The organism is bacterium, assembly GCA_021372615.1.
GTDB lineage: Bacteria > Armatimonadota > Zipacnadia > Zipacnadales > UBA11051 > JAJFUB01.
In genome coordinates, this window is sequence record JAJFUB010000026.1 from 35,176 (window position 1) to 48,132 (window position 12,957).

At 67.2% G+C, this 12,957-nt stretch carries 12 protein-coding genes and 1 pseudogene; 7 read left to right on the plus strand and 6 right to left on the minus strand.

What is annotated here, in order from left to right:
• Nucleotides 1-9: 9 nt before the first annotated feature.
• Both LLH23_04135 and LLH23_04140 read right to left on the minus strand, forming a co-directional pair.
• A complete protein-coding gene (locus LLH23_04135; GenBank protein ID MCE5237663.1) occupies nucleotides 10-849 on the minus strand; it encodes a hypothetical protein in 840 nt (279 codons plus the stop codon).
• Nucleotides 849-1,835: an aldo/keto reductase gene (locus tag LLH23_04140; GenBank protein ID MCE5237664.1), complete on the minus strand. Its 987-nt coding sequence runs from the start codon at nucleotides 1,833-1,835 to the stop codon at nucleotides 849-851. The genes LLH23_04135 and LLH23_04140 overlap by 1 nt, the downstream gene beginning before the upstream one ends.
• A 151-nt stretch (nucleotides 1,836-1,986) precedes the next feature.
• Here LLH23_04140 and LLH23_04145 point away from each other — a divergent pair, with 151 nt between their 5' ends.
• The 6 genes from LLH23_04145 to tadA all read left to right on the plus strand — a co-directional run bounded on the left by LLH23_04145 (nucleotide 1,987) and on the right by tadA (nucleotide 9,329).
• Complete coding sequence (locus LLH23_04145; protein MCE5237665.1) at nucleotides 1,987-3,012, plus strand: LacI family transcriptional regulator; 1,026 nt, start codon at nucleotides 1,987-1,989, stop codon at nucleotides 3,010-3,012.
• 1 nt (nucleotide 3,013) lies between these two features.
• Nucleotides 3,014-3,697 carry a DUF1559 domain-containing protein gene (locus LLH23_04150; protein MCE5237666.1) on the plus strand — a complete coding sequence of 228 codons (684 nt, stop codon included), beginning with the start codon at nucleotides 3,014-3,016 and terminating at the stop codon, nucleotides 3,695-3,697.
• A gap of 45 nt (nucleotides 3,698-3,742) precedes the next feature.
• Entirely contained in the window at nucleotides 3,743-5,611 is a 1,869-nt protein-coding gene (locus LLH23_04155; GenBank protein MCE5237667.1) for a hypothetical protein, read from the plus strand.
• Between the two features lie 86 nt (nucleotides 5,612-5,697).
• A complete protein-coding gene (locus tag LLH23_04160; GenBank protein MCE5237668.1) occupies nucleotides 5,698-7,236 on the plus strand; it encodes a hypothetical protein in 1,539 nt (512 codons plus the stop codon).
• Between the two features lie 159 nt (nucleotides 7,237-7,395).
• Nucleotides 7,396-7,965, plus strand: coding sequence for an RNA polymerase sigma factor (locus LLH23_04165; GenBank protein MCE5237669.1), 570 nt, complete (start codon nucleotides 7,396-7,398; stop codon nucleotides 7,963-7,965).
• A complete protein-coding gene (tadA, locus tag LLH23_04170) occupies nucleotides 7,962-9,329 on the plus strand; it encodes a Flp pilus assembly complex ATPase component TadA (GenBank protein MCE5237670.1) in 1,368 nt (455 codons plus the stop codon). The genes LLH23_04165 and tadA overlap by 4 nt, the downstream gene beginning before the upstream one ends.
• A 164-nt stretch (nucleotides 9,330-9,493) precedes the next feature.
• Here tadA and LLH23_04175 read toward each other — a convergent pair.
• The 4 genes and pseudogenes from LLH23_04175 to LLH23_04190 form a co-directional block, all read right to left on the minus strand.
• Nucleotides 9,494-10,000 (minus strand): annotated as a pseudogene (locus tag LLH23_04175) (carboxylesterase family protein).
• Nucleotides 9,955-10,173, minus strand: a complete 219-nt coding sequence (locus LLH23_04180; GenBank protein MCE5237671.1) for a carboxylesterase family protein — start codon at nucleotides 10,171-10,173, stop codon at nucleotides 9,955-9,957. Before LLH23_04180 ends, LLH23_04175 begins: the two are co-directional and overlap by 46 nt.
• A gap of 91 nt (nucleotides 10,174-10,264) precedes the next feature.
• Nucleotides 10,265-10,534 carry a BrnA antitoxin family protein gene (locus LLH23_04185; protein MCE5237672.1) on the minus strand — a complete coding sequence of 90 codons (270 nt, stop codon included), beginning with the start codon at nucleotides 10,532-10,534 and terminating at the stop codon, nucleotides 10,265-10,267.
• Nucleotides 10,535-10,539: 5 nt separating this feature from the next.
• The gene (locus LLH23_04190) at nucleotides 10,540-10,743 is read right to left on the minus strand and encodes a hypothetical protein (protein ID MCE5237673.1); all 204 of its coding nucleotides are present in this window, start codon (nucleotides 10,741-10,743) and stop codon (nucleotides 10,540-10,542) included.
• Nucleotides 10,744-10,938: 195 nt separating this feature from the next.
• Between LLH23_04190 and LLH23_04195 the strand changes: the two genes are divergently transcribed.
• On the plus strand, nucleotides 10,939-12,957 hold the full coding sequence (locus LLH23_04195) for a hypothetical protein (protein ID MCE5237674.1): 2,019 nt from the start codon (nucleotides 10,939-10,941) through the stop codon (nucleotides 12,955-12,957).

Sequence of the window (12,957 nt, forward strand, 5' to 3'; positions counted from 1 at the left end):
TCATCCTCGTCATCCCCTCCCATGTCGTTCGCCCAGCCGCTGCACAAACGCCTCATTCGCGCAGTCGCGGAAGCGTGTGGTGGTCCAGCGCTCCCCGTCCGGCAGCGGCGGCACGTCGGCCGGGCCGATCGCGGCGGCAAGATAGGGGTTCAACGGCAGGCGGTCGCGGACCTTGAGGGTGTGCAGGCCATCACGCACAGCCAGCCCATCACGGATGATCCGGTGCGCGTCGAAGTACAGGCGTACGCCGGGCTCATACTCCGTATCGGGATCGGGTAGCATCCTCCCGGCCTGGCGGCAGGCGACGACGAACTCCGGGCCGATCTTCTCGATCTCCCCCAGCGCGATATGCTCGGCGTAGTCGGGTGGGTCGTTGAGGAGGGCCTCGCCGATGGCCCGCTGTGCCGTGCCGCCGCGCAGGATGGCGAAGGCGCGCAACTCACCGCAGGCCTCGATGGCCGCCCACGCCTCCGGCGTCGTCGAGTGCACCATCCACGGCGGGTCATCGTCGCGCAGCAAGTCGGGCTCGGGCGTCTCAGCCAGGGCCCGCGCCACCAGCGCCTCGGGGCTGATCTCGGCCGTGCCGGCGACGATCACGCGGCGGCCGTGGGCACACTCATAGCGTAGGAAGTCCCCCAGTCGCCGCGTGATGTGCTCACACCGGCGCCCGAGGCGGACGACATACAGGCCCGAGGGCTCGCAGCCATTGCGCAGCCAGTCGTCATCGTCGTCGGTGAGGCGGAAGCAGCTCCACCCGGCGCCGTACGCCCCGTCGGGGGAAAAGGGGTTCGGCTGGTCGGGGGACCAGCCGGGCGGGGCGTGGAACCAGTCCACGGCCTTCTCGGCCATCACCCCACCCCCGGCCCCCGATACCCGTAGAACCCGCACCCGAACGGCTCGTTGAAGGGCCGGAAGGGGACCATCGCGCCGATCTCCTCGAGGCGGGCCATGATGTCCGCCGGGAGCGGGCCAGCCTCGACCGCCGCGACGTTCATCTCGACCTCGGCCACTGACCGCGCGCCCATCAGTGTCGTGTCTACATCCGGGTTGGAGATGACCCAGCGGATGGCGAGATCGGTGATCGGCATCTGCAGGTCGTCCAGGAGCGCGTAGAGCGCCTGGAACTGCGCGCGGCGCGGGGGAGAGAGCCACGCGGGCGGCTTGTTGTTGACCTGCTCGTCGAAGCGCTTGGCCAGCCATCCCTGCTGCAGCGGCGAGCCGCACACCACGCCCATGTTCTGCTTGACGGCCTCCGGGATGACGGCGATAGCGGCCTCGCGCCATAGTAGGCTGTAGTTGAAGGCGGTCAGGACGACATCGTACTGCCCGGTGGCGCAGATGGCGGCCAGGATGTACGGGGTCGTGCCGCCGAGGCCGGTCCACTGGACGAGCCCCTCGCGCTTCAGCTCGGCCAGGTACTCTGTCACCGGCCCGGTGAAGCTCTCCCAGTCGGTCCACCAGTCGTGCTGGCCGGGGCGGTCGGGCTCATGGACCATCAGGATGTCCACCCGGTCGCGCTTCAGCAAGCGTAGGCTCTCAGCAAACGAGAACTTGAGCTGGTCGAGGTCCTTGGCGTTGAAGGGCTGGGGCTTGCCGCCGAGCTTGGTGGAGATGATGTACGGTTGGGTGACGCCCTCCAGGCCCTCGCCGAGCACCTCCTCGCTGTCCAGGTAGCTGGGTGCGGTGTCGACGTAGTTGACCCCAAGTTCCAGGGCGCGGTGGATGGCGTCATAGGCGCGCGGCCGGTCGTCGCCGCCTGCTTTCGAGACGAACAGCCCGCCCATCGCGAGCAGGCTGACCTCAAGTCCGGTGCGGCCGAGGGTGCGGTATTCCATGTGCAAGCCCCTTTCCGTGGTAGGTACAGTTCGGCGACCAGCGAGGGAGACCTGCCGGGAGAACACGGCTCTTGACAGCCAGCCGAGCGGCGGCTATAGTGCGGGGCAGATGGATGAAACCGTTTGCCGGTAAAGCCTTTCTGGACCGCAGATGAGCACCATCCGCCATGTCGCCCAGGCCGCGCGCGTCTCTCCTGCAACGGTTTCGCGCGTGCTCAACGGCAAAGCCAGCGCCCTCGTGTCGGAGGCCACGCGTCAGCGTGTGCTCACCGCCGCTGAGGAGCTAGGCTACCGGCCCTCCGCCGCCGCTCGCGCCCTCGTCGAGGGCACCACTCACACTGTCGCTCTCACCACCACTCAGCTCCACGATCCACACTATGCCCGCATGCTCTCGGCGGTGCAGGCCCTGATCCGCGCACACGGTTACCACCTGTTGCTGGTGCCCGACGAGGACGATCAGGAGCTGCAGAGCCTGCTCCTCAGCAGGCGGGCGGATGTCCTGGTGCGTTTGCGCTATCCGGTGGATGTCGCGAGCCGCTTTGTCGAAGCCCGTGCCACGCCCAGACAGGTCGTCGTAGCCATCGGCCCCGTCGAGACGGGTCCCCCTCCCGGCTGCTTCTGCGGATACTGGGACGACCGCGAGGGCATCAACGCACTGATCGAGCATGTGGCCGGTCTGGGCCATCGCCGGTTGGCCTACCTCGCCATTGGTACGGGTGGCCGGAAGCGGCGCTTCGCGGCGGAGGCTGCGGCGGCCAGGGGGCAGGACCTGCAGGTGGTATCGGTGGACCCGTCTCCGGCTGAGGACCCGTGGCAGGGGCATCTCCTGGCGGTCCGGGCGGTGGCGCAAGCGCCGCAGGCAACCATGCTCGTATGTCCGAACGACGTCGTGGCACTGGGCGTGCTGCATGGTCTGCACGAGTGCGGCAAGAGCGTCCCGGAAGACATCTCGGTCAGCGGCTACAACGACATCCCGGCCAGTGCCTTCTCGGTCCCTTCGCTGACGACCGTCCGTACCCCCCTGGTGGAGTGCGTGACGTCGGTGCTCGATGCTGTTCTGACGTCGCTGGACACAGATGCCGCGATCGAGCCGTACGCGCGGCGTCTGGAGACGGCACTCGTTGTGCGAAGCAGCACGGCCTCGCCGGCCGACAGACCGCGCAAGAGGAGACAGTGAGATGCGCAGGGGATTCACGCTCATCGAGTTGCTGGTGGTGATCGCCATCATTGCCATCCTGGCGGCGATCCTCTTCCCGGTGTTCGCCAAGGCCCGCGAGAAGGCGCGCCAGGCCAGTTGTCTGAGCAACATGCGCCAGATCGGCCTGGCGATCCAACAGTATGCCGGGGACTATGACGAGGTCATGTTGCCTCTGGCAACGACGGCTCAGGCGGGTTACTACTATGTGAATGGCACCTGGTCTCCCGGCCCCTCGTCGCAGCTATGGCCGCAACTGATCTACCCGTACGTCAAGAACCTCCAGGTGTTCCACTGCCCCAGCCAGGGCACAGGCACCGACCAGGGCTGGTTTGGCGGCTACCCCTCGCGCTCGTGCTATGGCTGCATCTCCTACAACCTGAGCTACCCGCCGAACTGGGACTTGACCCTGAGCATCTACACGCGGCCCTCGGAGACGGTCCTGATCGGCGACAGCGAGGCGCGGGACACCACCGGGCGAGGCTTCTACCTGCTGCAGTGGCCGCCGTGGGACACCGGTAGCCAGTCCAGCCGCGGCCGGTGGGCGGATCGGCACAACAACGGCTGCAACGCTGTTTTCGCCGATTGCCACGCCAAGTGGATACAGGGCTCCTCCATCAAGGCGTATTCGGCCAGCGACCCCATGTGGTCGCCGTCGGTGCCGTAGCCGCCTCAGTGGCCCATGAAGTCTTCCTCCAGGATGGACCTGCTCATGCCTGACGGTTACGTGTGTCTGTTGCTGGTGGCGCTGGCCCTGATCTCGCTGCTGGCCATAGGGGCGGCGGGAGCGCAGGAGCCCGAGGCCCCGGTGGTCGAGAAGCGGGGCGACTGGGAGGACCTGGGCATTCCCGTCCGCCGCTGCGGGCTCTACTCGCAAGTGCTCGCCCACAACGCTGCCGGGGAAGAGGTTCTCTGCCTGGGCTTCAAGGATACGCAGTGTTTCGTCCTGCTGCTCAACCCGCTGACCGGCCAGGGCAAGCAGGTGGTCTTCCAGGGCGTGAGCGCGCAGGTCTGGAGCCTGTGCGCGCACTCGAGCGGGAAGGTCTATGCCACCCTGGGCTCCGGGCATGTCTTCGAGGTGGATCCGACGACGGGGGCCTACCGCGACCTGGCGCGTCCACCCGCCGGGGAGACCGTGGTCTGGGAACTGTACGAGGGACCGGACGGTAAGCTCTACGGTGGCACATACCCCACCGCGAAGCTGGCCCGCATTGACCCGCAGAGCGGGGAGGTCGAGGACCTGGGGCGGATGGACCCCGACGAGATGTACGTCCGCACCATCGCGGTGCAGGGCGACTACGTCTACTGCGGCTGTGGGCCCAAGAAGCCGTCGGTGTGGGCCTACCACATCCCGAGCGGACACAAGACGCAGATTCTGCCCGACGAGGCGCGCGGGGGGCCGGGGTGGGGGAAGCCGGTCCTGGCCGGCGACGGCGAGGTCTACATGACCGGCGCGGGTGAGGGACGCTATCAGGTCAAAGGGCTGGAGGTGACGTCGACGGAGCGGAAGATCCGCCCGGCGCCCCTGCGCCTCAAGGACGGGCGGTACGTCGTGACCGAGGACCGGTCGGGCCCCGACCGCGTGTACTTCCTCGTGGATGACCAGGGGCAACGCACTGAGGTGAAGTTCAGTTACGACGGTGCGGGGACATCACTCTTCGCGGTCTTCGGCGGACCGGACGGCCGCGTCTACGGCACCACGCGCACGCCCATCACTCTCTTTGCCCTTGATCCGGCTACACGGAAGATCACCGAATACGGCGATCCGGTCGGGCACGGGGGGCAGGTCTACTCGTGGCTGTGGCGGCAGGGCAAGCTCCACATGACTGCCTATAGCCGCTGCACCTATAGTGTCTGGGACCCCGCCCGGCCCTGGCAGTTCGGGGCCGAACCCGACAGCAACCCCCGTGTCCTGGGCCGGATGCCGCGTCATGTTCAGCGTGCCGGGGGGATGCTCGGTCTCCCCGACGGTCGCGTCCTGGTCGGGGGCCTGCCCAGCTACGGCTACATCGGCGGCGGCCTGGTGCTCGTGAAGCCGGAGGAGCCGAGCTTCGAACTCATCGAGAAGCCCGTTGGCGACCAGAGCCCGTGGGCGCTGCTACCGGCGGAGGAGCCCAACACAGTGCTCCTCGGCACCGACATGATGGGTGGCTCAGGCACCCAGACCGCCGTGCAGCAGACGCCGGCGCGCGTGGTCTGGTACGACGTGCAGGCGCGCAGGATCAGCCACGAGGTGACGCCATGGCCGGATGAAGTGGGCCTCAGCAGCCTGCTGGCCCTCGATGGCAAGCTCTACCTGAGCGGTCGCACCACGGGCCGAGTTGGCACCCTCGATCTGCGTACGCGGCAACTCACCGCGACCGTGGAGACCGGAGCCGGCGGCGGGGGCAGACTGACCGCCGGGCCTGACGGGAGGATCTACCTGACCGCCAAGGGCGTCCTGCTGCGCTTCGACCCGGCGACAGGCCAGTGCCAGGCCCTCGCGAGCTACCCCGATCTGGGCGAGTTCATCACCTTCGCCGGTGGCTACCTCTATGGGTTCGCTGACACACATCTGCTGAGGCTGAGACTGCCGCAATAGAGTGGGCACCTTTCCCCGCTCCGCCAAGAGGCCGGTCCGACCCATGTCACGAATGCTCCTGCCATCTGGCCAGGAGGAGACTGGACATGGTCGCCGCTCCCCGTCTCATCTTCAACGACGACGGCAGCAACTTCCTGTACTCCTGGGACGACGTGACTGCTGACGATCTGCGCGCCTATCTGCGGCGGCTCGAGGGCACGCAGGTGGACATGGTCGCCTACTGTGTGGCCTTCGGCGGTTATGTCACTTACTACAACAGCCAGGTTGCCGAACGCCTCGGCAGCGGCTTTGGCGTCACGGACAAGGTCAAGCAGGCGCGGGTGGCCGACAACCTGCGCCGGCTCGATGGCGAGTGCGGCGGCTACATCACCGGGGTGCTCGACACGCTCGGCGAGATGGGGCTGCCGGTGGTCGCCAGCCTCCGCATGAATGACGCCCACATGAGTTCGGACCCCACGGGCATGGTCGCCGGGCGGTTCTGGATGAACCACCCCCGGTGGCGGCTGGGGGAGCCGTACGGCTACTACGCGAGCTGCCTGGACTACCGGCAGCCGGCGGTGCGGGAGTACCTGCGCCGGCTGGTGCGCGAGGTCATCGGGTTGTACCCGGGCCTCGCGGGGATCGAGCTGGACGGCATGCGGTCGCCCTTCTTCTTCCCCGAGGGGGAGGGGGAGAGGTGCGCGCCGATCATGACGGGCCTCATCCGGCAGATTCGGGCGGACCTGGACGAGGCCCACGCGGACCGCTACCACCTGCGGGTCAACGTCCCGCGCTCGCCGGAGCTGGCGCTGGAGACCGGGATGGATGTGGCGGCGTGGGAGGCCGAGGGGCTCGTGGATGGCATCTCGCCGGGCTGCTACAACGTGGACTTCCAACTGCCCATCGCGCAGTGGAAGCAGCTTCTCACCCGCACCCCGGTACAGGCCTACATCAACTGCAGCCCGCAGACCGGGCAGTACCTGTCGCGCGAGGAGTACCGTGGGGCGGCCGCCAATGCCTGGTACGCCGGAGCGGACGGCCTCAACCTCTTCAACTTCCCCTGTCTCGATGAGCTGAGCTTCACGCAGGCTGTCCCGCCCGAGCGCCGGCCCTTCCCGGCGCCGGAGTTTGGACCGTATGCCTGGCATGGCGACCAGCAGCAAACGCGCACGGTGCTGCATGAGCTGGGCGACCCGGAGAAGCTCCGCCGGGCCGACAAGCGCTTCCTGTTCTGCATGGAGCCGAAGCCGTACCGGCACTACGTGCCGGAGGTCGCGCAGGTCGAGCGGCTGGCGGACCCGCCTCGCATGGCGCTGGACGTCACGTGCTATGAGGACTTCGCGGCGGCGCGGCAGATGACGCTCGAACTGAAGGTCGTGGGCGTCAGCCTGCGTGACCGCTTCGCCTTCAGCATCAATGATCGCCCGGTGCCTGCGAAGCGGATCGAGCGTCTCTACTCGGCGAGCGGTCGGGACGCGCGGGTGCACTCCGTCCCCCTCGAGCCGTACTCGCAGTTCACGCTGACCCTCGATGAGTCGTGGCTGCAGCAGGGCGTCAATGTGCTGGAGGTGGCCCTCGCTGACCGCCACCCGGCGCTGCTGGGTGTGGTGGAGCTGCGGGAGGTCAAGCTGGATGTGAGGTACTAGGCCGTGGGTGGCGCGCCGTGTGCGCCGGGCCCCACGGCTGGCGGCGGGGCCTGGCGCACACGACGCGCCACCCGCCGCCTGAGCTTTTCTGAACCCTTTGCTCCCCGTCGGTGTTCAACCCCCTGACATCGGCCATTCTGGCTTCGCGCGATGGATGTCATGTGCAGTGACCAGGACCTGATGGCGAGGCTATGTGAGGGTGACCAGGAAGCCTTCGGCCTCCTGGCCCAGCGCCACAAGGACTGGCTGACCCGCCTCCTGTACCATCTGTTCTGGAACCACGAAGAGGCCGAGGACGGCGCGCAGGAAGTGCTGCTGCGGTTGTGGCTGGCGCGCCGAACGTATGAGCCGACGGCGAACCTGCGCACCTTTCTGTTCACGATTGCCCGCAACTACTGGCACAACCGCAGCACGCGGGTGATCCGCCGGACGCACGCGGCGACGCTGGAGGAGCAGTTCGGGCCCAATGCCCGGCGGGTGATCGAGGAGTTGGCGGACGAGTCGCCGACACCGGAGCACATCGTGATGCAGCGCCTCGAGCAGCACCGACTCCGCCGGGCGGTCAACACGTTGCCGGAGAAGCAGCGGCTGGTGTTCGTGATGAGCCACTTCCTGGACATGCGCTACCGGGAGATAGGGGAGACGCTGGGGGTGCCGGAGGGGACGGTCAAGTCGCGCATGGCGACGGCGGTGGCGACGCTCCGCGTGAGATTGGGTGAGGAACGATGAAATGCGATACGTGTCGCGAGTTGCTGACGGCGTACCTGAAGGCCGAGCTGGAGGGGGCACAGGTCGCCGAAGTAGAGGAACACCTGGCGACGTGCGCCGAGTGCGCGCAGGAATGCGAAGGGGCGCGGAAGGTGCTGGCCCGACTGGATTCTGCCAGCGAAGAGCCCGTCATGCGGATCGCTGCGACGGTCGTGGAGAAGGCCTTCGAGCGGCGCGCCAGCGACATCCACATCCGCCACATCGGCGAAAAGTGCAAGGTCTTCATGCGCATTGACGGGGTGATGCACGAAGCGATCCTGCTGCCCGAGTACGTACACCGGCCGCTCGTGGACCGCCTCAAGATCATGGCCGACATGAAGCTGACAGTCAGCAACGCGCCGCAGGATGGCCGCATCATGACGGAGGTGCAGGGCAAGAAGCTCGACCTGCGCGTCTCGGTGGTGCCCACCGCGACCGGCGAAAGCCTGGTCATTCGTCTGCTGGACTCCTCGTGCATCCGTCTCAGCCTCGACGAAGTGTACCTCGTCGGGGAGCAGCGCGCGCAACTGGACGATCTGCTGCATCGCCCCAGCGGCCTCATCGTCGTCACGGGCCCGACCGGCAGCGGCAAGACTACGACCCTGTATGCCATCCTGCACGAGTTGAACCGCCCGGCAGTGCACTGCATGACCATCGAGGACCCGATCGAGTACCTGATCGAGGGCGTTACGCAGATCCCCGTCAACCGGGCCGCCGGCATGGACTTCCGGGCCGCGATGCGGGCGATCATGCGCCAGGACCCCGATGTCATCATGTGCGGTGAGATCCGGGATCAGGAGACGGCGGAACTGTGTTGCCAGGCAGCCATGACCGGACACCTGGTGCTCACGACGTTGCACACCGATGACGCCATCAAGGCCGTCAGTCGGTTGCTGGACATCGGCCTGCCGCGCTTCATCATCACCTCCACGCTGCTGGGCGCGACCGCTCAGCGGTTGCTGCGCAAGCTCTGCCCGGTGTGCAAGGAGGAGTACGACCCGCGGGCGGAGAGTTCGGCGCCGGGACTGGCGCAAGCGGCGAACGAGGAGGCGTGGCTACGCGAGGCGGGACTGACGGAGCTGCCCGGGAAGCTGTGGCGAAGCAAGGGCTGTCCGGAGTGCCATGGCTCGGGCTTCCGCGGGCGGCTGGCCATCTACGAGGTCTTCACGATGGATCAAGATGTCCTAACGGCGATGGCCGTCAAGCGGGCCTCGCTGGAGGAAGTCGAGCGTCTCGCGGCGACGAAGGTCAAGTCGCTCAAGCAGGTGGCGTTGGGGAAGATCCTGGGCGGCGACGTACCCGTCGCCGAGGCAATGCGGATGCTGATGTACCTGCCGGAGTACTGAACGACATGGGGCCGGCGCATCGGCCCGTGGCTGAGAATCGACCACTGAGTGGCCGATTTTCGACCACTCAGCGGGAGCATTCACGCCTGTGCGCTGTGCTACTTCCCGGCTTGCCGCACCATCGCTCTATCCCACAGGTCGCACTGCTCGGCCCGCAGATGGTCCTACGGGCCGATCTGCTTGTCGAAGACCAGCACGTTGTCCCGGCTCGCGTCGTAGGGGGCCCGGGGCGTCAGGCCGGCCGCTTCCGGCTTGCCGGTGCGGGCGAAGACCGTCCGGTACACCCCCATCTGGTCGAGCAGGCCCCAGTTGCCGAGGCATGCCCCGCCGGGAGGGGCACCGTCGCCCAAAGACGCCCCGTCACCGGGAGGTGCTCCGTCGCCGATGGACGCCTGGCCGATTGAAGATCGCTCAGTGCCGGCGTCTCGCCGGCCCAGGCCAGGATGCGTGAAGAACTCGAACGCTCCCAGCCGGTAGTTGAACGTCACCACCACGACACCCCGCCGCTCCAGGGCGGCGCCGCCGTAGAACGGCTTGCTGCCCGAGCCCTGCACGAGGCCGCCACCATGGCTTCAGACCATGACCGGCAGCTTCGCCTCCGTCTCCTGCGGCGGGGCCCAGACGTTCAGGACCAGGCAATTCTCGCCTTGGTGAGCTGTGGCTCGCGCCAGCGCAGCGGCCCGACTGACGGCCGGGCGTAGGGGATGCTCTTGTAGACACGAACGTCGTCTGCCACGCTGCCGGTGACCGGGCCCGAGGTCAGGCGGATCGGGTCCTGCAGCGGTGCGATGCGGGCGACGGACAGGGCCAGCAAGGGCAGCAGATAGGCACTAGGCCGTGGCATGTCGTACTCCCTGGCAGTGCTCTGCCAAGGTTGACGTTGCCCGGCACCGGATCATTCCCGCGCACGCCCGGTGGGCGGGCCCGGGGCCTCACTACTGGCTTGCCGCTTCCAGTCTCGTGCGTTCGGCGATCCACATCCGCAGCATGGTCTGGTAGCCAATGCCCTTGGTCGCGGCGATCTGCTTGACTTGCTCGATCTGGCGTTCTGACAGGCGCAGACAGACCTGCTTGAGTGGGCGTGCGGCGAAGGCCACGTCGTTGGCCGGTTCGGTGTCGTCAATGAAGTCGGTAAGGCTATGCTTGTCCCAGAACTCGGCCGCCTCCGTGTCGGTGCGCAGTGGTGGCACGCGTCGTTTCGCCATTGTCTTCACCGCCTCTGATACGCTCGCCGTTCCGGCGGCGTCATCTCGCGCGCTGTTACGACCCGTGCGCGCCCGGCGCCCAAGTCGCGCAGCACGATGAGCAGGTAGCGTCCGGCCTCGGTCTGCCCCAGCACGTAGTACAGCGCGTCCCGGCCGCGCCGAACGTATGGCCTGTTGCCGAGGACCTCATCCACTTCTGTCAGATCCACGCGATGCTTGTGCCACTACTTGTCGGCCACAGCCGCCGAACACTCGACCTCGGTGAAGACCATCCGGGTCTGCCCCCATGCGCCGGAAGTGTATAGACAAACGATATACGGTTCTGTCCTGTCTGTCAAGCATCAACATCGGCGGTGCCGTAGGGCCGTCGCAGGTCAAGGAGGGCTGCTGGGGAAATGCGGGCCATGAACACGCGACCTGTGCTCGCGCTGGTGGCCACCCTCCTGTCGGTGGGCCTCGCCTACGCCGCGGACAACCTCTGCTTCAACGGCGACTTCGAGTTGGCCTCGACCGAGAGCCCGCCGCCGGGATGGGCGATGTGGGGGGCCCAGGTCTACAAAAACCCGGCCAACTACACACGGGACACCACCAACCCACACGGCGGCCAGGCCTGCTTCCGGCTCTTCCATCCCGCCAACACCGCCGGCTACATTGTGTCGGCGCCCGACAAGGCCCTGCACGCCGAAGCCGGCCGGATGCTGCAAGTCAGCTTCTGGGCGCGCACCGACAAGCCGGGCGCGTCGGAGTTCCTCTTCACCGCCTACGAGACGATCAACCCGTTCGTGGACGCGCCGTCGCCCGGCGGCTTCACGATCAACGTCGGCGCCGAGTGGCGGCAGTTCCGCTTCACCGTCTACGAGGGTTGGGACTACTTCGCCGACCGCAGCAAGCTCATTCTGCTGAGCTTCATCCCCACACGCGACCAGGCGCTCGAGAAGACGCTCTGGCTTGACGATGTCGTGCTGACCCAGGAGCCGACCACGAAGCCCGGGCGCATGGTGGATGAACGGTCGCTACAGTTCGAGCCCCTGCAGCATCGCCTGCAGCCCGGCGACCGACTGGAGTTCACTGTGGACGCGAGCCAGCCCCTGCGTCCGGCGACCAGGGACGTGGGCGGCATCTCGTTCCATCGTGTCGTCGGCTGGACGGGCGAGCCGTACAACAAGCCAGGGGAGTACACGCTGAACCCCGAGGTCCAGGACGCGATCGAGGCTCTGAAGCTGCCCATGACGCGGTTCTATGCGGTCGGGGACGAGCCCTTCGGAGTGGAGGCGGCCATTGACCGTATCGTGGCGTTGATCGGCAAGGTCGGCATCCCACAGGAGAAGACGGTACTGGAGCTGGAGACGCAGAGCGCGAACACGAAGCTGCCGCCGGAGGTGTGGGCGCGGGCGGCCCGGCAATGCACCGACAAGGGCTACCGCTTCCTGTACTGGGAGGTCAGCAACGAGCCCTACATTCGCCGCGCCGACAGTGCCTTCGCCACCCCCGATGACTACGTGCAGCACGTCAGGGAGGTCTCGGCCGCCATCAAGCAGGCGCAGCCCGGCGCGCAGGTGGGGATCGCGATCACCGAGAGCCAGAGCTGGGGCAGCTACCTGCTCAAGCAGGCGGCGGGCAGCTATGACTTTGTAGTCGGGCACTACTACGCGGCCGGGCAAGTGCATCGCCGCAAGTTCGAAGCCATCGCGCTGACCGACAACTTCCGCGTACTGGAGCGCATGTTGCGGGTCAATGCGCTGATCCGCGAGTACAACCCCGGCCGCGAGGTCGTGCAACTGGACACGGAATGGGGCTCTCACAGCGCGGGGCCCAACGGCGAGCGCGCCGACTACGTGGACCGCAACGGCAACATCTTCGGTGTGCTGCACCGCGGGGTGCGGCTCATCTACACGGCCCGTGAGGGGATGCTGCGCGGGGCCAGTGCCTGGCAGATGCTCAACCGCCTCAACGCCCAGGGCTTCGCCATCCTCTTCCAGCAGGCGCCTGAGAAGCGCTCGATGCTGTACTGGCTGTACTACTACTTCAACCGCCACGTGGGCGAGCAAGTGCTGAACACGGTCGGGACAGCGCCATACTACACGCCGGCCGAGGGCGACGACCCGACCTTCAGGCCGGGCACCGCTCCCTCGGGCCCGCTCACGCCTGTGCTGGTGACGCTGAGCGAGGACCGCAAGACGATGTACGTGATCATCGCGAACGGCTCGTGGGACAAGACGGTCCCGTGCAAGATTGGCTGGTCCCACTTCACCGCCGCGGGTTCGGAGGCGTACGTGCTCTCCGACGGCAACCCGGACGGCAAGCCGCTGGTGGAAGATGACGCCGCGTTCGCGAGCCTGGCCGATCCGCCGACGAAGCCGGACGGCCTGACGTACGACGTCCCGCCGCACTCAGTGACATTCATCATGATAGAGGGGAAGTAG

Coding starts and splice junctions, on each gene's coding strand:
- LLH23_04135 (MCE5237663.1), bottom strand. CDS start 849: ATGGCCGAGAAGGCCGTGGACTGGTTCCACGCCCCGCCCGGCTGGTCC.
- LLH23_04140 (MCE5237664.1), bottom strand. CDS start 1,835: ATGGAATACCGCACCCTCGGCCGCACCGGACTTGAGGTCAGCCTGCTC.
- LLH23_04145 (MCE5237665.1), top strand. CDS start 1,987: ATGAGCACCATCCGCCATGTCGCCCAGGCCGCGCGCGTCTCTCCTGCA.
- LLH23_04150 (MCE5237666.1), top strand. CDS start 3,014: ATGCGCAGGGGATTCACGCTCATCGAGTTGCTGGTGGTGATCGCCATC.
- LLH23_04155 (MCE5237667.1), top strand. CDS start 3,743: ATGCCTGACGGTTACGTGTGTCTGTTGCTGGTGGCGCTGGCCCTGATC.
- LLH23_04160 (MCE5237668.1), top strand. CDS start 5,698: ATGGTCGCCGCTCCCCGTCTCATCTTCAACGACGACGGCAGCAACTTC.
- LLH23_04165 (MCE5237669.1), top strand. CDS start 7,396: ATGTGCAGTGACCAGGACCTGATGGCGAGGCTATGTGAGGGTGACCAG.
- tadA (MCE5237670.1), top strand. CDS start 7,962: ATGAAATGCGATACGTGTCGCGAGTTGCTGACGGCGTACCTGAAGGCC.
- LLH23_04180 (MCE5237671.1), bottom strand. CDS start 10,173: ATGCCACGGCCTAGTGCCTATCTGCTGCCCTTGCTGGCCCTGTCCGTC.
- LLH23_04185 (MCE5237672.1), bottom strand. CDS start 10,534: ATGGCGAAACGACGCGTGCCACCACTGCGCACCGACACGGAGGCGGCC.
- LLH23_04195 (MCE5237674.1), top strand. CDS start 10,939: ATGAACACGCGACCTGTGCTCGCGCTGGTGGCCACCCTCCTGTCGGTG.